The sequence below is a fragment of the Pyxidicoccus fallax genome (genome assembly GCF_012933655.1).
GTDB classification, from domain to species: Bacteria; Myxococcota; Myxococcia; order Myxococcales; family Myxococcaceae; genus Myxococcus; species Myxococcus fallax.
On sequence record NZ_JABBJJ010000028.1, the window covers coordinates 42,688 to 62,251 of the forward strand.

The window sequence follows — 19,564 nt, forward strand, 5'->3', positions numbered from 1 at the left end:
CGGCCGCTCATCAGCTCCTGCCGCTCGGGCTCGAGGTGGGCGGTGGCACGCTCGTGGCCATGACATCCGGGCCCTCGTGCTTCTCCGCCATGACGACCAGCCTGTTCAGCACCTTGTCCATGACGGGGCCCAGGCGTCTCTCGGCCGAGAAGCCCACCGCGATGAACAGGAGGGCATAGGTGCAGACCAGGGCCTTGTCGCTGCCCAGGACAATCTGCACGGGAGGGTCGGAGCGGAGCTGCTCCTGCTGAAGCGCCGCGGGCCTGCTCTCGATGCTGAAGAAGAGCTGGGAGACGGCGAGCAGATAGAAGACGAACGCGGCGATGGCGCCCATGGAGGGCTTGATGAAGAGGTAGTAGACGAATTGCCTCCAGATGGGGCCCTTGGTCGTGGCGACGGGCTCCTCCGAGAGCATGTTGGCCGCGATGGCGCCGCCTGCTCCCAGCAGGATGAAGGACAGGTCTCTGAGCATCGTGATGCCCTCGGGGCTTCCCCCCGTGTCTCCGTCGATGAATCGGTAGAACTCCCTGGGCAGCTCGAACATGGCCGCCAGGATGAACAGGAGCACGAGCAGGACGCCGCTCATGCTCCGGATCCACATGGTGAGGGTCAGCTGCCGGAAGTACCTGTCCGAATGCTTGTTCACCACACTCAAGGCGCTGCGCAGGACCTGCCGGGCATGGTCCAGCCGGGCCTCCCCGAAGGACTTCGAACCTTCCTCGGCGGCCTTGCAGATGACACGGATGGCCTGACAGAGCGGGCCTGACTTTCCGTCGTGCCCCAGCCACGTCGCTGCCGCGATGGGCTCCCGGATGTTCCGCCGGAAATGCGACTCCACGGACAGGGCCTCGGAAGCCAGCATGTCGATGGGCATGATGAGCAGCAGCCCCTCATGGACCCGATGGACGAGTCCCCAGAACCGGGGATTGTCCAAGGCCGGGAAGAGTCTTCTGCGGCGCTTCTGGATGCAGTTGCTCGCCTCGACCAGAAATTCCCGGTACTGGCGGATGGCGCTCAGCACGTCCTCGGAGGCAGCCGACCTGCTCTCCAGGAAGCTCAGGGTGCATCGCAGGTCCTGGATTTTCGCCCAGAGGATTCCCGTGGGAATGGGCTCCGCGGAGCGAGCGGCGTCTTCCATTGCAGACCTCCCTTGGGAGAGGGAGGCGGCACCGTGGCCCGCGTGACGGGGCCGACCTTCGTCGGATGGTGCGCCCGGGCTGCTCCATGCGAGGGTGGCGTCATGAGCGTGCGCATCGCGAAGAACGGCCCCATCACCACCGTGGTCCTCCACCGTCCCGAGGTGCGCAATGCCGTGGACGGCCCCACCGCCCAGGAGCTCGTCGCCGCCTTCCGCGCCTTCGACGCGGACCCGGACTCGCGCGTGGGCGTGCTGTACGGCGAGGGCGGCACCTTCTGCGCGGGCGCCGACCTCAAGGCCATCTCCGAGGGCCGGCTCAACCGCCTCGCTCCGGACGGCGACGGCCCCATGGGCCCCTCGCGCATGGTGCTGAGCAAGCCCGTCATCGCGGCCATCTCCGGCCACGCCGTGGCGGGCGGACTGGAGCTGGCCCTCTGGTGTGACCTGCGAGTCGCCGAGGAGGACGCCGTGCTCGGCGTCTTCTGCCGGCGCTGGGGCGTGCCGCTCATCGACGGCGGCACCGTGCGGCTGCCCCGGCTCATCGGCCTGTCGCGCGCCATGGACCTCATCCTCACCGGCCGCCCCGTACCGGCCCAGGAGGCACTGGCCATGGGCCTGGTCAACCGGGTGGTCCCCAAGGGCCAGGCCCGCGAGGCCGCCGAGGCGCTCGCCCGGGAGGTCGCCGCCTTCCCCCAGGCGTGCATGAACGCGGACCGCATCTCGGCCTATGAGCAGGCGGGCCTGCCCATGGAGGAAGCACTGCGTCAGGAGTTCACCCGCGGCGTCCAGGTCCTGGAGTCCGAGTCCATTGGCGGCGCCACCCGCTTCGCCCGGGGGGCGGGCCGGCACGGGAAGTTCGAGTAGGGAAGGGCGGGTCGGCGGCGCTCCTGGTGCGTGGCCCGGAGGGCTGTGTTAGTTCCCGCCCATGCGCTTCGACACGCTTGCCATTCATGCCGGCCAGGAGCCGGACCCCACGACGGGCGCCATCATGACCCCCGTCTATCTGACGTCCACCTACGTCCAGGACGGGCCCGGGGAGCACAAGGGCTACGAGTACAGCCGGACGCAGAACCCCACCCGCAAGGCGCTCCAGGACTGCCTCGCCGCCCTGGAGGGCGCGAAGTACGGCGCCGCCTTCGCCTCCGGCCTCGCCGCCACCGACACGCTGATGCACCTGCTGGACGCGGGGGACCACGTCGTCGTCTCGGATGACGTGTACGGCGGCACCTTCCGCATCTTCGACAAGGTCTTCAAGCGCCTCGGCCTCAACTTCTCCTTCGTCGACCTGTCGAAGCCGGAGAACTTCGAGGCGGCGATTACGCCGAAGACGAAGATGGTGTGGGTCGAGTCCCCCACCAACCCGATGCTCAAGCTCATCGACCTGGCGCGCATCGCCGAGGTGGCGAAGAAGCGGAACATCCTCTCCGTCGCGGACAACACCTTCATGACGCCGTACTTCCAGCGCCCGCTGGACCTCGGCTTCGACGTGGTGACGCACTCCACCACCAAGTACCTCAACGGCCACAGCGACGTGGTGGGCGGCTTCGCCTGCACCAGCCGCGATGACGTCGCCGAGCGGATGTACTTCCTGCAGAACGCCGTGGGCGGCGTGTCCGGCGCCTTCGACAGCTTCCTCGTGCTGCGCGGCGTGAAGACGCTGCACGTGCGCATGGACCGCCACGCGCACAACGCGATGAAGGTGGCGCAGTACCTCTCCACGCACCCGAAGGTGAAGAAGGTCACCTACCCGGGCCTGGAGACGCACCCGCAGCACGCGCTCGCCCGCCAGCAGATGAAGGGCTTCGGCGGCATGCTCACCTTCGACATCCACGGGGGCCTGGAGGCCGCGCGCCGCTTCCTCAAGACGGTGAAGGTGTTCGCCTGCGCCGAGTCGCTCGGCGGCGTGGAGTCGCTCATCGAGCACCCCGCCATCATGACCCACGCCTCCATCCCGAAGGAGACGCGCGAGAAGCTCGGCATCGCCGACGGCTTCATCCGCCTGTCCGTGGGCATCGAGGACGCGCAGGACCTCTGCGACGACCTCGCCCAGGCGCTCGACGTCGTGAAGTGAGGTAGCCACCCGGGCAGCCAGCCCGACGGGCCAGGGCCTCCCCGCTCCCCCTCCTGGGGATGCGCGGAGGCCCTTCGTCTGTCCGCGGTTGCAGCGCTCGCCTGTCCGTCCGCACTCCGGCCGGGCCATGGACTGCCGGGTCCCTCGACGGAATGTCCGCTGGTAGACACCGTTTGGGGTCCCACCATGCGCAACCGCTTCATTCCCTCTTCATGTCTGCTGGGTGCGTTGCTCGTGGCCGGTTCCGGCTGCGACACACCTCCCACTCCCATCGACCAGGACTTTCCCGTCGAGCTTCCGGCGCCGGACGCCCGGGGCTCGGCGGCGGAGCTGACCGCTCCCGGCTGCAGCATCCTCACCACCGCGTCCGTGACCGCGAGCGGTGATGACGGCACCGGCAGCGTCGCGGCCAACTCGCAGGACGACAACCTCACCACCCGCTGGAGCGGGCCGGGCAAGGGCGCCTGGCTCAACATGGACCTGGGTGCGAGCAAGTCCGTCGCCGGCGCCACCGTGGTGTGGCACCAGGGCAACACGCGGCAGAACTACTTCGTCATCTCCACGTCGACGGACGGCACCAACTTCACCCAGGCGTTCTCGGGGACGAGCGCCCTCAACACCTCCGCGCAGACGTATGCCTTCAGCGCGCGGCAGGCCCGCTACGTGCGCGTCACCGTCAACGGCAACACGGTGAATGACTGGGCCTCCATCCTGGAGGCGCGCGCCTGCGCCCAGCAGACGACGCCTCCGGCGCCCACGGCGGACTCGGGCCCGGTGCTGCCTCGGCTGCCGTACCTCCAGAGCGTGGGCCAGACGAGCGCCATCGTCGCGTTCCGCTCCGGCGTGTCCTGCACGCCCTTCGTGCGCTACGGGGAGGGCACGGACCTGTCGCGCACGGCCACCGCCACGGCGGCGGGCTGGCGGCACGCGGTGAAGCTGACGGGCCTGCAGCCGGGCCGCACGTATGGCTACAGCGTGGAGGCCTGCGGCTCCGTCACGGGCGTGCGCAGCTTCCGCACCGCGTCCGCGCCGGGCACCCCGCGCGTGCGCTTCACCACCATGGGTGACTTCGGCACCGGCGGCTCCTCGCAGAAGGCCGTGTTCGCGATGATGAACAAGCCCGAGTGGCGCGGCGAGTTCCTCGTGGCGCTGGGCGACAACGCCTACTCCTCCGGCACCGAGCAGGAGTTCCAGGACCGCATGTTCACCCCCATGGCGCCCCTGCTGCGCGAGGTGCCGATGTTCCCCTCGCTGGGCAACCATGAGTACGTGACGAACCAGGGGCAGCCGTACCTGGACAACTTCTACCTGCCGACGAACAACCCCGCGGGCACCGAGCGCTACTACTCGTTCGACTGGGGCAACGTGCACTTCGTGGCGCTCGACTCGAACTGCGCCATCGGCCTCGCGTCGTCGGACCGCTGCACGACGGCGGCGCAGAAGGCGTGGCTGGAGACGGACCTGGCGGCCACCACGCAGCCCTGGAAGATTGTGTTCTTCCACCACCCGCCCTGGTCCAGCGGCGAGCACGGCTCGCAGCTGTCCATGCGCCGCAACTACGGCCCCATCCTCGAGAAGTACAACGTGGACCTCGTCCTCACGGGGCATGACCACAACTACGAGCGCAGCAAGCCGATGAAGGGCGACGCCGTGGCCCCCGCAGGCACGCGCGGCATCGTCTACCTCGTGGTGGGCAGCGGCGGCGCGACGCTGCGCACCTTCCCGGCCGCCCAGCCCTCGTGGACGGCCGTGCGCGACAACCAGGTGTACGGCTTCATGGACGTGGTGGTGGACGGCGGCACCCTGACGGCGAAGCTCATCACCTCCACCGGCTCGGTGCGTGACAGCCTCACGCTGACGAAGACGCTGCCGGCCGTTACCTCCACGCAGACGTCGGCCCTGAAGGCCTCGTCGATGGAGACGGCGCCCGGCCCCGTGGACGACCCTGCGCGTGCCCCCGCGGGCCTGCGCTTCGAGAAGGAGCTGCCGCCCGCGGACCGCCTGGAGGACGTGGCGGACCATGACGAGCCCGCGCCCGAGGCCAGCACTCCCGCTGCCCGGTAGTCACCGCTCGCTGTAGCAACAGGGAAGGGCCTCCCGTCCTCTTCGGGGACGCGGAGGCCCTTCGTGTTTCCGGGACGCCCGCGACGAATCGCTCCAGCACGCGGGCCCGCACCGTCTCCAGGCGGGTTGCCGCGGCCCGCTCGGTCCGGGAAACCAGGCTCCGTGGAACGGCGCGCCGTGGGAAGAGCTTTTCCCTATGTGGGCATCCGTGGACACGGTCGCCGCGGATACCGGACGGCAGGCATCTCGGGGAACACGACAGTGCCCTGCCGGGCGGACTTGCCGCTTGCGCGAGGCATGGCACGTGCACACCTGCTGCGCGGGGTCGGGCTGGGGAGCAGGGCCAATGCGGGCGGGAGCGGTGTTTGGGCGCGTGGCGCGCGTGTCTGCGTGCGCGCTGGGGTTGTGGCTGTCTGTCGGGTGCGGTGGAAATGGCGGGGAGGGGCCGGCGGGGGAACAGCCGCCCCCGGACACCGCGCCGTCCGTGACGTCCGACGCGGGGACCGACTCCGGGACGGACACGCCTGACGGGGGGAGCGTCATCGTGGAGCCTCCGCCGGATTCCGGCTCGGAGCCGGACGACGGCACCGAGCCGTTCCCGGACGCCGGAACTCCCGATGGTGGCGGTGGCACCCCTCCCGGAAGGGATGGCGGCACTCCGGGCCGGGACGACGCGGGCACCGACGCGGGCACGCCGGACGGCGGCACGAAGCCGGAACCGGACGCTGGCACCGAGCCCGAGCCGGACGCGGGCACGCATGAGCCTCCCATCTCGGGCGGCCCCGCCACGCGCAGCCAGCAGTGGCGCGCCTCGTACTACGCGGGCGTGGCGCCGGGCGGCCTCGCCGTGGCGGACTTCAACGGCGACGGGGCGCAGGACGTCGCCGTCAACGCCATGGGAGACGCCCACCAGAGCCAGTACAGGGCACGGCTGGGCAACGTCTTCCTGCTGCTCAACGACGGCGAGGGGAGACTCCAGACGTCCACCTCGCGGCACCTGCTGAGCAGCTCCTCCGGCCTCATCGCCGCGGGAGACGCCGACCGGGACGGGAAGATGGACGTGGTCGTGGGCACGATGCGCCTGGCCACCCTCCTGCGAGGGCAGGGGGATGGCACCTTCGTGGAGGCGTATCCCTCGTTCGCCCAGGGCGCCATCTCCAGCCTCGGCTTCTGGCCGGGGGAGGGGGACTCCGCCCCGCGCGTCTGGGCCGCGGGCAACAGCAGTGTTGCCTACGACATGCCTCGCGCGCAGGCGGGCATCGAGTACCTGAGCGTCACCAACGGCGAGTTCATGTCCCACCGTTTCCTCCGGCCCGACGGGTTGCCGGTGGTCTACTGGGGGGACTCGCGCGTCTCGGCCACGGCCGCTGACTTCAACGAGGACGGCCAGATGGACGTGGCCGTCGCCTCGGACGACCAGCCCCTGACCCGCTACCTCGCGACGTCCACGGGCTTCTACTCGGGGGAGACCGTCGCACCGGTGTACGCGAACTCCGTGGAGACCGCGGACATGGACGGCGATGGCCACGCGGACCTCGTGGTGGAGAACTCGCAGGCGCTCTGGGTGTACCGGGGCCGCGGGTACGGCGGCTTCCACGAGCCCATCCGCACGCCCATCCCGTACGCCGCCAGCCGCCTCCGGGTGAGCGATGTGAACGTCGACGGAAAACCGGACGTGGTGCTCCTCCACCCCGCCGAGCGCCTCGTGTCGCTGTGGCAGGGCAACCAGGCCGGCGGCTTCAGCCCTCCGTACCTGCTGACCACGGGCCGCTCCCCGCGCGACGTCGCCGTGGCGGACCTGGACCGGGACGGCTCGCCCGAGCTGTTGGTGGCGGAGGCCGGCGACAACACCGTCTCCGTCTACGACATCCCCCGGGCTCCGCTCCTCGAGCAGCCCGCCCTCGACAGGTGTCCCATGGTGCTGCATGACCGGCTGTCGAACGCCGACGCTCCCACACCGCGCATCAGCGTGGACACCGGCGTGGCCCCGCGGTCCATGGCGGTGGGGGACTTCGATGGGGATGGGCGCCAGGACTTCGCGGTGCTGACCCGGGACCCCTCCGTGCGGCTGCTGCTCCAGTCCAGGCCGGGGAACTTCGAGAAGCGCGACGTGCTCCAGGAGTCGGAGGTGCAGGACCTCGCGGCGGGAGACTTCGACGGCGATGGCAAGGCAGACCTGGCCACCATCGGCTGGCAGGGACTCCAGCTCCATTGGAGCGACGGGCTGGGCGCCTTCCCGACCCGGACGGACCTTCCCGGCTACTCGTCGGGGGGCGGCTACGTGGTGGCGGAGGACTTCAACCGCGACGGGCGATTGGACGTGGGCGCCACGCTCACGACGCAATGCTCGCCGTACGGGGCCCTCTTCATGAACCAGGGGGAGGGAGTGCTGGCGCGCGTCGACCTGTCGGACCAGAACTACGAGCCAGGTGTCCATTGCGCCATCAACAGCCGTCCCACGGTGGGCGACTTCAACGGCGACGGCACGCTGGACTTCATGTACGCGACGCTGGGGCTCAACCTCTACTACGTGATGAAGGACGGGACGGTGACGGGCCTCGACGGCTTCGCCAACGGCACGCCCTTCCCCACGCGCAGCGCCGCGGATGTGGATGGCGACGGCGCGCTGGACGTGCTGCTCATGGGCCCACACGGGGAACTGCTCGTGCGGCGCGGGGACGGCGGCGGCACCCTCCAGAGGCCGCTGACGTGCCCGTCGAAGGCGCTGAGCGTGTCCTCGGTGGAGGCGCTGGACGTCAACGGCGACGGACACACCGACCTGCTCGGGCGCGACGCGACCGGGATGCTGGTGGCGCTGGGCAAGGGGCAGGGCCGTTACGCCCGCGTCCAGCGCTACCCGCTGGAGGCCTGGCCCCTCTGGGTCCGCCCGATGAAGCTCCTGGGCGACGCTCCCGCGGAGCTGGTGGTGCTGCTGGAGTCCGGCAAGCTGCTGGTGTTCCCGACGCCGACCTTCCCAGAGGGGGAGTGATATAGCGGCCCCATGCGCTACTTCGATGACTTCCAGGTGGGAGAGGTGAGCGAGTACGGGTCGTACGTCATCTCGCGCGAGGAGATCATCTCCTTCGCGAAGCAGTTCGACCCGCAGCCCTTCCACCTGAGCGACGAGGGCGGCCGCGAGGGCATCTTCGGCGGCCTCGTCGCCAGCGGCTGGCACACCGCCTCCATCTGCCACAAGCTCATCGTGGAGGGGCTGCTGGGCAAGGCCGCGAGCCTGGGCTCTCCGGGCCTGGATGAGCTGCGCTGGCTCAAGCCCGTGCGGCCCGGTGACACGCTGACGGTGCGCACCGAGGTCCTCTCCACCACGCCCTCGCGCAGCAAGCAGGACCGCGGCGCCATCAAGTTCCGCTTCGAGGTCCGCAACCAGCACGGCGATGTGGTGATGAGCGAGGTGGCCAACGCGCTCTTCGCCCGGCGCCCGGCCTAGCCTGAAACACCGAGGGCCTCCTACTCCCGAGACGCTGGGAGCAAGAGGCCCTCCGTGCATCACGTGCCCCTGAGGGCCTACCTTAAGCCGCCGTGCGGTGCAGGTAGTCGATGAGGTCGATCTTCGTGACGATGGCGACGACCTTCTCGCCCTCCTTCACGACGGCCACGTTGTCCGCGGCGAAGACCTCGCGCAGGCGGGCGATGCTGGTGTCCGGCGACAGCGCGCCCTGCAGCGGGGCGACGATGGCGTCGATGGTGTCGGTGAACTTCACCTTCCCGGCCACCAGGGAGTTGAGCAGGTCGTACTCGTGCACCATGCCCACCGCGCGCCCGTCCTCCGTCACCACCGGCATCTGGCTGATGCCCAGCGAGCGCATGGTCTCCACGACCTGGTCCACGCGGTCACCCTTGCGCGCCGTCTTCACCTCGCGGCGCTTGTCGCCCGAGCCGATGATGTCGCGGACGGTGCCGGAGCCCTTGTCCTCCAGGAAGCCGTTGTCGCGCATCCACTCGTCCGAGTGGAACTTGCTGATGTAGCTGCTGCCGGAGTCGGGGAGGACGACGACAATCGTCTTGCCCTTGCCCACTTCCTTGGCCAGCTGCACGGCCACGTGCACCGCCGCGCCGGCCGAGCCACCCGCGAAGATGCCCTCCTCGCGCGCCAGGCGCCGCGCCGCGATGAAGCACTGGCGGTCATCCACCTGCCGCACGTCGTCCACGACCTTGAAGTCCATGGCGCCGCACAGCATGTCCTCGCCGATGCCTTCCACCTTGTAGACGTGCGGCTCGGTGAGCTTGCCCGTCTTGAAGTAGCCCTCGTACACCGAGCCCACCGGGTCCACGCCGACGTTCTTCAGGCCGGGGATCTTCTCCTTGAGGAACTTGCCGGCGCCGCTCATGGTGCCGCCGGTGCCCAGGCCCGACACGAAGTAGTCGAACTTGCCCTCGGTCTGCTCGTAGATCTCAGGCCCGGTCAGCTTGTAGTGGGCCTCGATGTTGTCGGGGTTGTGGTACTGGTTCAGCATGAACGCGCCGGGCGTCTCGCGGAACAGGCGCTTGGCCGTCTCGTAGTAGCTGCGCGGGTCCTCGGCCGGCACGTTCGTCGGCGTGACGACGACCTGGGCGCCGAGCGCCTTCAGGCGGTTGATCTTCTCCAGGGACATCTTGTCCGGCATGGTGAAGATGCACTTGTAGCCCTTCACCGCGGCAGCCAGGGCCACGCCCATGCCGGTGTTGCCGGACGTGTTCTCCACGATGGTGCCGCCGGGCTTGAGCTTCCCCTCCCGCTCGGCCTTCTCGATGATGTAGAGCGCCATGCGGTCCTTGATGGACGCGCCCGGGTTCATGAACTCGCACTTGACGAGCACGGTGGCGTCGTTCGGCCCGACGAGCTTGTTGAGCTTCACGAGGGGCGTGTGGCCGATGGCGGTGAGGATGGTGTCGTGGATGTCCATTGCTGCTTCCGAAAAAAGGGTTCGCGGCGCGTCTTATATGCCGCCGTCCGGGTTCGGTCGACAGCACCCGACGTCTCGGCGCCTCGGGGGGGAACATGCCAGGGTGGGGCGTCCTTCCGCACCCCGTCTCGGGGGACCTTCCAGGGCGGGCCCCGGCTCCTCCGCCCGGTGCCCAGGCGCTCCGACGCGGCGCGACGTGGGCTCGTGGGAACCCCAAGGTTCGCGTCTCGTACGTGACAGGCCGAGGGGCTTGCGGGCGTTCTCTTTTCGTGGGCTTTGACCCGCACCGAGGTGCCTCCCATACTCGGGAGCCTCTCGTCTCAACCCCCTCTGGAGAACCCCGTCGATATGGAACTCGAGGCCGCCCTGCGCGACCAGGTGGGACAGGCCATTGGCCGTCCCGTGCCCCACGCCGCCATCAAGAAGCTGAAGGGCGACGCCAGCAACCGCTCCTACTACCGCGTCGGCACCGCGCCGGACAGCTGGGTGGTGATGGTGATGCCCCTGGACGCGACGAAGAAGAGCGAGGAGGCCACCAAGGGCGAGCCGCCGAAGGAGCTGCCCTTCGTCAACGTGCACCGCTACATGGAGAAGCTGAACGTGCGGGTGCCGCGCATCCTCCGCTACGACGAGCCGGCGGGGATGATGGTGCTGGAGGACCTGAGCGACATCACCTTCGAGGCGGCGCTGGAGGGCGGCAAGCACCGCGACGCGCTCTACACCCGCGCCGTGGACCTGCTGGCGCGCCTGCGCGCGGCGGCGGAGAAGCATCAGGACCCGGAGTGCCTCGCCTTCACGCGCGCGTTCGACGAGGACCTGTACGACTGGGAGCTGCACCACTTCCGCGAGTACGGCCTGGAGATCTGGAGCGGCAAGAAGCCCACCGACGCCGAGCGCGCGGAGCTGGACCGCACCTTCCGCGACATCGCGAAGCAGCTGGCCGCCGCGCCGCGTGGCTTCACGCACCGCGACTACCAGAGCCGCAACATCATGGTGAAGGAGGGGGAGCTGGTCGTCATCGACTTCCAGGACGCCCTCCAGGGCCCGCGCCAGTACGACCTGGTGGCGCTGCTGCGCGACAGCTACGTGGAGCTGGACCGCGCCTTCGTCGACACGATGCTGGACCGCTACATCGCCACCTTCCAGGAGGCGAGCGGCGAGCGCATCGACGCGGCGTCGTTCAAGTCCTTCTTCGACCTGCTCACCATCCAGCGCAAGCTGAAGGACGCGGGCCGCTTCGAGTACATCAACCGCGTGAAGGGCAACCCGGGCTTCCTGGTGTCCATCCCCGCGTCGCTGCGCTACGTGCGCGACGCGTTCGCCCGGAAGCCGGAGCTGCGCAAGCTGCAGGAGCTGGTGGCGAAGTACGTTCCCGAGCTGGCCGCCTGAGGCCCGTGCCCGGGGAGGGGAGGCGACAATGAAGGCGATGGTCCTCTGCGCGGGGCTGGGTACCCGCCTGCGTCCGCTCACCGAGCGCTGGCCCAAGCCGGCCATGCCCTTCCTCGGGCAGCCGCTGCTGCGCTACCACCTCGCGGTGCTGAAGGCCGCGGGGGTGACGGCGGTGGGCATCAACACGCACCACCTGCCGGACACCATGGCGGAGGTGGCCCGCGCCGAGTGCGAGCGCGCGCAGCTGCCCCTGCACGTGGTGCACGAGCCCGTCATCCAGGGCACCGGCGGCGGCATCCGCGGCCTGCGCGACTTCCTCTCCGGGGATGACTTCCTCGTCTTCAACGGGGACATCCTCTACCCGGTGGACCTGCGGCCGGTGGTGGCCATGCACCGCGCGTCCGGCGCGGTGGCCACCATGGTGCTGCAGTCCATGCCGGAAGGGGAGAAGTACGCGGCGGTGGAAATGGACGCGGCCGGCCACGTGCGGCGCATCGCCGGCCACGGCCCCGGAGGCGAGGGGCTGACGCCGTGGCACTTCACCGGCGTGCACGTGATGTCGCCGCGCATCTTCGACTTCATGACGCCGGAAGGGCCCGAGGACATCAACCGCGAGGTCTACGTGCGCGCCATGCAGGCGGGCCAGATGGTGCGCGGCGTGCGGGTGGACGGGTACTGGTCCGACCTGGGCACGCCGTCGCGCTACCTCGCCACAGTGCTGGACGTGCTCGGCGGCCGGGTGCGGCTGGAGTGGCTGGGCGCGGACTCGCCGCTGGCGGGCACCGTGCGCGGCGCGGGCCAGTCCTGGGCGCACCCGGAGGCGCGCGTGGCCTCGCGGGCGGTGGAGGGCCCGGTGTACTTCGGCCGCGGGGCGAGCGTGGCGGAGGGCGCCTCCGTGGGCCCCGGCGTGTCCGTGGGCGCGGGCGCGAAGGTGGGCGCGGGCGCGCGACTCCAGCGGGCCGCCGTCTTCGAGGACACCGAGGTGGCGCCCGGCGAGACGCTCACCGAAGTGCTCGCGTGGGAGAAGCACCGGGTTCCCGCGCCGCTGACGGGGCGCTGAGGCTCCACGCCGCACGGAGCCGCGGCTGTTGGCTCCGGAGTTCCGCGCGGTGTCCCGGCGTGAGCGCGCCTCGCGCCGGAAGGTGGCCCCGGAGCTTCCCGGGGCCTCGTGCGCCTCGACGGGCGCGGCCCGCTCAGCTCAGGTGGTAGCGGGCCAGCACGCAGGTGACGTTGTCGTTGCCACCGGCCGCGTTGGCCAGGTCGATGAGCTGACCGCAGGCCTTGTCCAGCTCGGGCGTGCGCTGGAGGATGTCCTGCATCTGGGCGTCCGTCACCATGCCGCTCAGGCCGTCCGAGCACAGCAGGAAGACGTCGCCGTCCTGCGGCTCCACGCGCGACACGTCCACCTGGACGTTCTCCTTCATGCCGAGCGCGCGGACGATGACGTTCTTGTGGGGGAAGTTCTCGATTTCCTCCGGCGAGAGCTTCTTCGCCTTGAGGTAGTCGTTGAGGAGCGAGTGGTCCTCGGTCACCTGCTTGAGGGCGCCGCCGCGGAAGAAGTACACGCGGCTGTCGCCCACGTGGCCGACATAGGCCACGTCGCCCGCGAAGTGCACGCTGACGATGGTGGTGCCCATGCCCTTGTACTTCGTCTCGGTGCTGGCCCTCTCGTAGATGCGGGCGTTGGCGAGCTTGATGCCGGTGGCGAGCCGGTTCTCGTCGTAGTTGCGCGCCTTGTCCATCTTGAAGGGCCAGGTGCAGTCCTGGTCCCGGGACGTCATGCGGTAGAACTCACCCAGCTCGTCCACCGCGATGCGGCTGGCAATCTCGCCGGAGGAGTGGCCACCCATGCCATCCGCCACGCAGAAGAGGCTTTCCTCCTGGAGCACCAGGAAGTTGTCCTCGTTGTGATTCCGCTTCATCCCGACGTGGGTGCTACCGGCGACCTCGATGCGCATGCTCGGGAACTCTTCTGGAGGGGGCGGTGAAACTCGCGCCGGAGGTTAACAAAGCCCTCGGAAAACGGTCAAAACTCGTGCTTGCCGGCTTGTCAGGCAGGAGGCTCGAGGGCGGACGACTGGGAGACCGGCTCGAAGCTCAACCGGTCACCTTCTTGGGTGCCACTGGCCTCCAGTACACCCGCGGGCAGCTCCAGCACGGAACGTGACTGAAAGTACACGGAGGTTGCCCGCCAGGGCGGGAGCGCCGAGAGCTGCTTGACGATGACCCCCTGGGCGTCCAGGAAGGCGACGTCGATGGGGATGCGCATGAAGAAGGTATGGATGGAATTGCAGGGGAGGATGTGCATCCCCTCGCCCACGGCGAGCGAGCGCCGCCCCATGAGTCCCTTGAAGCGGTGATAGAAGCCGGTGGCCCGCTCGGCCCGGTCCGCCAACAGCCGCTGCCGCGTCTCGTTGTTCACCCTCCAGCGCATGTAGCGCGTTCTACCCCATGCTCGAACCCCTGGCGCGTCCTCTGCATCTGGTCCTCGTCTCTCCGCAGATTCCTCCCAACACGGGCAACGTGGCCCGGCTGTGCGCGGTGACGGGGTGCCGGCTCATCCTGGTGGAACCCTTGGGGTTCTCCATCGATGACCGGCACCTGAAGCGGGCGGGGCTGGACTACTGGGACAAGGTGTTCCTCCGGCTGTATCCCACCTATGCGGCGTACGTGGCGGACTACCCGGAGGCCCGGCGGTGGCTGTTCTCCGCTCGGGCGCAGACGTCACTGTACGAGGCCCGGTTCCAGGAGGGGGACCACCTGGTGTTCGGCTCGGAGGTGACGGGGCTGTTGCCGGAGGTGATGGAGAGTGGGACGGGGACGCCGGTGACGATTCCGATGCTACAGGACCGACGCAGCCTGAATCTGTCCACGGCGGTGGGGATTGGGACGTACGAGGCGCTGCGACAGGTGGCCTTCAGCGGAGCGGGCAGGCAAGCCCCCCCGGCAAGTTGAGGCAGGGGGCGGAGGGACTACACTGCGGTGCTGCATGACCTCGTCGCAGGCCGCCGAAGCGCTGTATTCCGCCCACAAGTCCCGCGCCACCGGATGGCTGACGCTGTCCGCGGGAGGACGTGAGTCGCGGCTGCTCCTGCGCGAGGGGAACCTCGTGGGGACGCGGCTGGGCTTCGGGTACCAGAGTCCGGCGCAGGCGCTCCTGCAGAGCGGGATGCTGGGCGCGGAGGCGCTGGATGCGCTGTGGGCGCGCGGCGAGGCGGGCGCGGCGGACGAGGAGCTGCTGGAGGAGTACGGCCTGGAGCCGGACGCGGTCGTGGAGCAGCAGGTGCTCGCCCACGTGCGGCGGCTGAGTGAGCTGGCCGAGCGCGCCGCGTTCGAGCCCGGCGCGGTGGAGGAGGAGTTCCGCCCCATTGCCGGAGCGCGGGTGGTGCGCGCGGCGCTGGAGGCTCCGCGCGGCGTGGTGCCGGTGGCGCGCGTGTTCCGCTGCGGAGATGTCGCGGCGTGTGAGCCGTGGCTCACGGATGCGTCGGAGCGGGAGTTCCTGGAGACGCTGGCGGAGTTCCGGCAGCCAGAGGGGCTGACCGCCGCGCAGGAGGCGCTGCTGCTCGTGCTGGAGCGCGAGGGGTGCGTCCAGGCGCTGTCCGTGGAGGAGTGGGAGGCGCGGGAACGGGCACGGCGGGAGGAGGAGGCTCGGCTGGCCGAGGAGGCTCGCCTCGCGGAGGAGCGGCGGCTCGCGGAAGAGGCTCGGCTGGCTGAAGAGGCTCGACTCGCGGAAGAGGCCCGGCTGGCCGAAGAGGCCCGGCTGGCCGAAGAGGCTCGGCTGGCTGAAGAGGCTCGACTCGCAGAGGAGCGACGGCTCGCGGAAGAGGCCCGGCTGGCCGAAGAGGCTCGACTCGCGGAAGAGGCCCGGCTGGCCGAGGAGGCTCGACTCGCGGAAGAGGCCCGTCTCGCCGAGGAGGCTCGACTCGCGGAAGAGGCCCGTCTCGCCGAGGAGGCTCGACTCGCGGAAGAGGCCCGGCTGGCTGAAGAGGCTCGCCTCGCGGAGGAGCGGCGACTAGCCGAGGAGGCTCGACTCGCTGAAGAGGCTCGGTTGGCCGAGGAGGCTCGGCTCGCGGAAGAGGCTCGACTCGCGGAAGAGGCTCGACTCGCGGAAGAGGCTCGACTCGCGGAAGAAGCGCGGCTCGCCGAAGAGGCCCGTCTCGCCGAGGAGCGTCGCCTCGCGGAGGAACGGCGGCTTGCGGAAGAGGCCCGCCTCGCGGAGGAACGACGGCTCGCGGAAGAGGCCCGTCTCGCCGAGGAGCGTCGCCTCGCGGAGGAAGCACGCCTCGCCGAAGAGCGTCGCATCGCTGAGGAAGCGCGCCTCGCCGAGGAGGCCCGCCTCGCCGAGGAGCAGCGGCTCGCGGAAGAGGCTCGCCTGGCTGAGGCAGCACGCTTGGCCGAAGAGGCCCGGCTGGCCGAAGAGCGTCGACTCGCGGAAGAGGCTCGGCTGGCCGAAGAGGCTCGACTCGCGGAAGAGGCCCGGCTGGCAGAGGAGGCCCGCCTCGCCGAAGAGGCCCGGCTGGCCGAGGAGGCTCGCCTCGCGGAGGAGGCTCGGCTGGCCGAAGAGGCCCGGCGTGAAGAAGAACGTCGCAGGGCCGAGGAGGAAGCGCGGCTCGCCGAATTGGCAAGGCTTGAAGCCGAACGGCTCCGTTCGGAAGAAGAGGCGCGTCTTGCTGAAGAAGCTCGGCGGGCGGATGAACGCCGACGCGCCGAGGAGGAGGCCCGCCTCGCTGAAGAGGCCCGCCTCGCCGAAGAGGCTCGCCTTGCCGAAGAGGCTCGCCTCGCCGAAGAAGCCCGCCTCGCCGAAGAGGCCCGGCTGGCCAAAGAGCGCCGTCTCGCCGAAGAGGCTCGGCTTCGTGCGGAAGAAGAGGAGCGCCGAGCAGAGGAAGAGCGACGCGCCGCCGAGGAACGTCGCAGGGCCGAGGAAGAAGCTCGCCTCGCGGAAGAGGCTCGACTGGCGGAGGAAGCTCGACGCGCCGAAGAGGCTCGGCTGGCGGAAGAGGCTCGGCTCGCCGAAGAGGCTCGACTGGCCGAAGAGCAGCGACTCGCCGAGGAAGCACGACTCGCCGAAGAGCGTCGGCTCGCGGAAGAGGCACGTCTCGCGGAAGAGCGTCGCCTCGCTGAAGAGGCTCGCCTCGCGGAAGAGGCTCGACTGGCGGAGGAGCTTCGTCTCGCCGAAGAGGCCCGGCTGGCTGAAGAAGCTCGCCTCGCGGAAGAGCGTCGTCTCGCCGAAGAGGCCCGGCTGGCCGAAGAAGCGCGCCTCGCGGAACAGCGACGCATCGAGGAGGAGGCACGTCGCGCTGAGGAACTGAGACTCGCGGAAGAGGCTCGCCTGGCCGAAGAGGCTCGCCTCGAAGAAGAGCGTCGTCTCGAGGAAGCACGGCTCGCCGAAGAGACGCGGCTAGCCGAAGAGGCGCGCCTCGCGGAAGAGCGTCGGCGTGAAGAAGAGCGCCTTGCGGAAGAGGCGCGGCTCGCCGAGGAGCGCCGCCTGGCGGAGGAGGCTCGCTTGGCCGAAGAGGCCCGGCTGGCCGAAGAGCGTCGCCTCGCGGAAGAGGCGCGTTTGGCCGAAGAGGCGCGTTTGGCCGAAGAGCGTCGCCTCGCGGAAGAGGCGCGTTTGGCCGAGGAGGCGCGGCTTGAAGAAGAGCGCCGCCTCGCCGAAGAAGCCCGGCTGGCTGAGGAGGCACGGCTCGCCGAGGAGGCGCGGCTCGCCGAGGAGGCGCGGCTCGCCGAGGAGCGTCGCCTGGCCGAAGAGGCCCGGCTCGAAGAAGAACGTCGCCTGGCTGAGGAGGCGCGGCTTGCCGAGGAGGCGCGGCTTGAAGAGGAGCGGCGGCTCGCGGAAGAGGCTCGGCTGGCGGAGGAGGCTCGCCTCGCTGAACAGCGACGCCTTGAGGAGGAAGCGCGTCGCGCGGAGGAACTGAGACTCGCGGAGGAAGCGCGCCTCGAACAAGAGCGCCGCGCCGAAGAGGAGCGCCGCCGCGCCGAAGAAGAGGCTCGGCTGGCGGAAGAAGCCCGCCGCGCCGAGGAAGCTCGACTGGCGGAAGAGGCGCGTCGTGCGGAAGAGGAACGGCTCGCCGAGGAGGCTCGATTGGCGGAAGAGGCGCGGCTGGCGGAAGAAGCCCGCCGCGCTGAAGAGGCTCGCCTCGCGGAGGAAGCCCGCCTTGAAGAGGAGCGGCGGCTCGCGGAAGAAGCGGCTCGCCGAGCCGAGGAAGAGCGGCTGGCAGAAGAGGCGCGGCTCGCCGAGGAGGCCCGTCTAGCGGAGGAGGCGCGCCTCGCCGAAGAAGCTCGCATCGAGGAAGAGCGTCGGCTGGCCGAAGAAGCTCGGCTCGCGGAGGAAGCCCGCCGGGCCGAAGAGGCTCGCATCGAGGAAGAGCGCAGACTCGCCGAAGAGGCACGGCTGGCAGAGGAGGCGCGTCAGGCCGAAGAGGCGCGGCTCGCGGAAGAGGCGCGGCTCGCGGAAGAGGCGCGGCTGGCCGAAGAGCGTCGACTGGCCGAAGAGGCTCGCCTTGCGGAAGAGGCCCGGCTGGCGGAGGAGGCTCGTCGGGCCGAAGAAGCGCGCATCGCCGAGGAGGCGCGCATCGCCGAGGAGGCGCGCATCGCCGAGGAGGCGCGCATCGCCGAGGAGGCCCGTCGCGCCGAAGAGGCTCGCCTCGCCGAGGAGGCCCGTCGCGCCGAAGAGGCTCGCCTCGCCGAGGAGGCCCGTCGCGCCGAAGAGGCACGTATCGCTGAAGAAGCGCGCCTCGCCGAGGAAGCCCGCCTCGCTGAGGAGCGTCGTCTCGCCGAAGAGGCCCGCCTCGCTGAGGAGGCCCGCCTCGCTGAGGAGCGTCGTCTCGCTGAAGAGGCCCGCCTCGCTGAAGAGCGTCGTCTCGCCGAAGAGGCCCGCCTCGCCGAAGAGGCCCGCCTCGCTGAAGAGCGTCGTCTCGCCGAAGAGGCCCGCCTCGCTGAAGAGCGTCGTCTCGCCGAAGAGGCCCGCCTCGCTGAAGAGCGTCGTCTCGCCGAAGAGGCTCGCATCGCCGAAGAGGCCCGCCTCGCTGAAGAGCGTCGTCTCGCCGAAGAGGCTCGCATCGCGGAGGAGGCCCGTCGCGCTGAAGAGGCTCGCATCGCGGAGGAGACCCGTCGCGCTGAAGAGGCTCGCATCGCGGAGGAGGCCCGTCGCGCTGAAGAGGCTCGCATCGCGGAGGAGGCCCGTCGCGCCGAAGAGGCTCGCCTTGCTGAAGAAGCCCGACTCGCGGAGGAACGGCGCCTTGCCGAAGAGGCTCGCCTCGCTGAAGAGGCACGCCTCGCGGAGGAAGCTCGTCGCGCCGAAGAGGCACGGATAGCGGAAGAAGCCCGCCGCGCTGAAGAAGCTCGTCGTGCCGAAGAAGCCCGTCGTGCCGAAGAAGCCCGTCGTGCCGAGGAAGTCCGTCGCGCGGAGGAGATCCGTCTCGAGGTGGAGCGCCGCCGTGCGGAAGCCGTGCGCAAGGCGAAGGAGGCGCGACTCGCGGAGCAAGCCCGTCTCGCGGAGGAAACCCGCCGCGCCGAAGAGACTCGCAGGGCCGAGGAAGCCCGTCGCGCCGAAGAAGCCCGCCGCGCGGAGGAAGCCCGCCGTGCCGCCGAGTCCGCGTCGGATGACTCCGATGCGCTCACCCTCGACGTCGGCGACATCCTCCTCCCCGACACCGAGCCTCGGCAGTCTCCGGGCGCCTCCTGGGCGGATGCCGTCCCGACCTCGGCTTCTCCCTCCCTGGACCTCACGACCTCGTCCGAGAACCCCGACACCCTACGGATCGCCCGCCAGCTCGCCCAGGCCGCGCTCCTCCAGGACATGGAGGAGGTCCAGCGCCGCTCGCGGTCCCAGCCCCTGGAGCCCTGGCTCGCCGAGGAGCCTCCTCGCACCACGCCGCCCACGCGGACGAAGGACCTCGTCCCCGCCCAGCCCGAGCCGTGGAGCGCCCGGGAGACCACCCTCACTCCCGCCTCCGCCACCGACCCCGTGGAGGCCGATCTCCCCCTGCTGGAGCTCGAACC

General features: G+C 70.2%; 12 protein-coding genes and 1 pseudogene. 9 read left to right on the forward strand and 4 right to left on the reverse strand.

Features of this window, described 5'->3' with window-relative positions; all coding sequences use genetic code 11:
• Window positions 1-10 precede the first annotated feature (10 nt).
• Window positions 11-1,138: a hypothetical protein gene (locus HG543_RS08745; RefSeq protein WP_169344233.1), complete on the reverse strand. Its 1,128-nt coding sequence runs from the start codon at window positions 1,136-1,138 to the stop codon at window positions 11-13.
• A gap of 102 nt (window positions 1,139-1,240) precedes the next feature.
• Here HG543_RS08745 and HG543_RS08750 point away from each other — a divergent pair, with 102 nt between their 5' ends.
• From HG543_RS08750 to HG543_RS08770, 5 genes are all read left to right on the forward strand, one after another.
• On the forward strand, window positions 1,241-2,002 hold the full coding sequence (locus HG543_RS08750) for a crotonase/enoyl-CoA hydratase family protein (protein ID WP_169344234.1): 762 nt from the start codon (window positions 1,241-1,243) through the stop codon (window positions 2,000-2,002).
• A gap of 61 nt (window positions 2,003-2,063) precedes the next feature.
• Complete coding sequence (locus HG543_RS08755; protein ID WP_169344235.1) at window positions 2,064-3,209, forward strand: cystathionine gamma-synthase; 1,146 nt, start codon at window positions 2,064-2,066, stop codon at window positions 3,207-3,209.
• Window positions 3,210-3,395: 186 nt separating this feature from the next.
• Entirely contained in the window at window positions 3,396-5,273 is a 1,878-nt protein-coding gene (locus HG543_RS08760; protein ID WP_169344236.1) for a metallophosphoesterase, read from the forward strand.
• A gap of 544 nt (window positions 5,274-5,817) precedes the next feature.
• Entirely contained in the window at window positions 5,818-8,262 is a 2,445-nt protein-coding gene (locus tag HG543_RS08765) for an FG-GAP-like repeat-containing protein (protein WP_169344237.1), read from the forward strand.
• A gap of 12 nt (window positions 8,263-8,274) precedes the next feature.
• Window positions 8,275-8,718, forward strand: a complete 444-nt coding sequence (locus HG543_RS08770) for a MaoC family dehydratase (protein ID WP_169344238.1) — start codon at window positions 8,275-8,277, stop codon at window positions 8,716-8,718.
• 82 nt (window positions 8,719-8,800) lie between these two features.
• Here the strand turns inward: HG543_RS08770 and HG543_RS08775 are convergent, their stop codons facing one another.
• Window positions 8,801-10,174, reverse strand: a complete 1,374-nt coding sequence (locus HG543_RS08775) for a pyridoxal-phosphate dependent enzyme (RefSeq protein WP_169344239.1) — start codon at window positions 10,172-10,174, stop codon at window positions 8,801-8,803.
• A gap of 348 nt (window positions 10,175-10,522) precedes the next feature.
• Here HG543_RS08775 and HG543_RS08780 point away from each other — a divergent pair, with 348 nt between their 5' ends.
• Both HG543_RS08780 and HG543_RS08785 read left to right on the forward strand, forming a co-directional pair.
• Entirely contained in the window at window positions 10,523-11,563 is a 1,041-nt protein-coding gene (locus HG543_RS08780) for an aminoglycoside phosphotransferase family protein (protein ID WP_169344240.1), read from the forward strand.
• A 28-nt stretch (window positions 11,564-11,591) separates the two neighbouring features.
• Entirely contained in the window at window positions 11,592-12,623 is a 1,032-nt protein-coding gene (locus HG543_RS08785) for a nucleotidyltransferase family protein (RefSeq protein WP_169344241.1), read from the forward strand.
• Window positions 12,624-12,756: 133 nt separating this feature from the next.
• Here the strand turns inward: HG543_RS08785 and HG543_RS08790 are convergent, their stop codons facing one another.
• On the reverse strand, window positions 12,757-13,521 hold the full coding sequence (locus HG543_RS08790) for a Stp1/IreP family PP2C-type Ser/Thr phosphatase (RefSeq protein WP_169344242.1): 765 nt from the start codon (window positions 13,519-13,521) through the stop codon (window positions 12,757-12,759).
• A 92-nt stretch (window positions 13,522-13,613) separates the two neighbouring features.
• Complete coding sequence (locus HG543_RS08795; RefSeq protein WP_169344243.1) at window positions 13,614-13,997, reverse strand: DUF192 domain-containing protein; 384 nt, start codon at window positions 13,995-13,997, stop codon at window positions 13,614-13,616.
• Between the two features lie 17 nt (window positions 13,998-14,014).
• On the opposite strand from HG543_RS08795, the gene HG543_RS08800 reads away from it, so the two are divergent.
• Window positions 14,015-14,518 carry a tRNA (cytidine(34)-2'-O)-methyltransferase gene (locus HG543_RS08800; RefSeq protein ID WP_169344244.1) on the forward strand — a complete coding sequence of 168 codons (504 nt, stop codon included), beginning with the start codon at window positions 14,015-14,017 and terminating at the stop codon, window positions 14,516-14,518.
• A gap of 34 nt (window positions 14,519-14,552) precedes the next feature.
• Window positions 14,553-19,564, forward strand: a pseudogene (locus HG543_RS08805) (hypothetical protein); the annotation flags it as partial.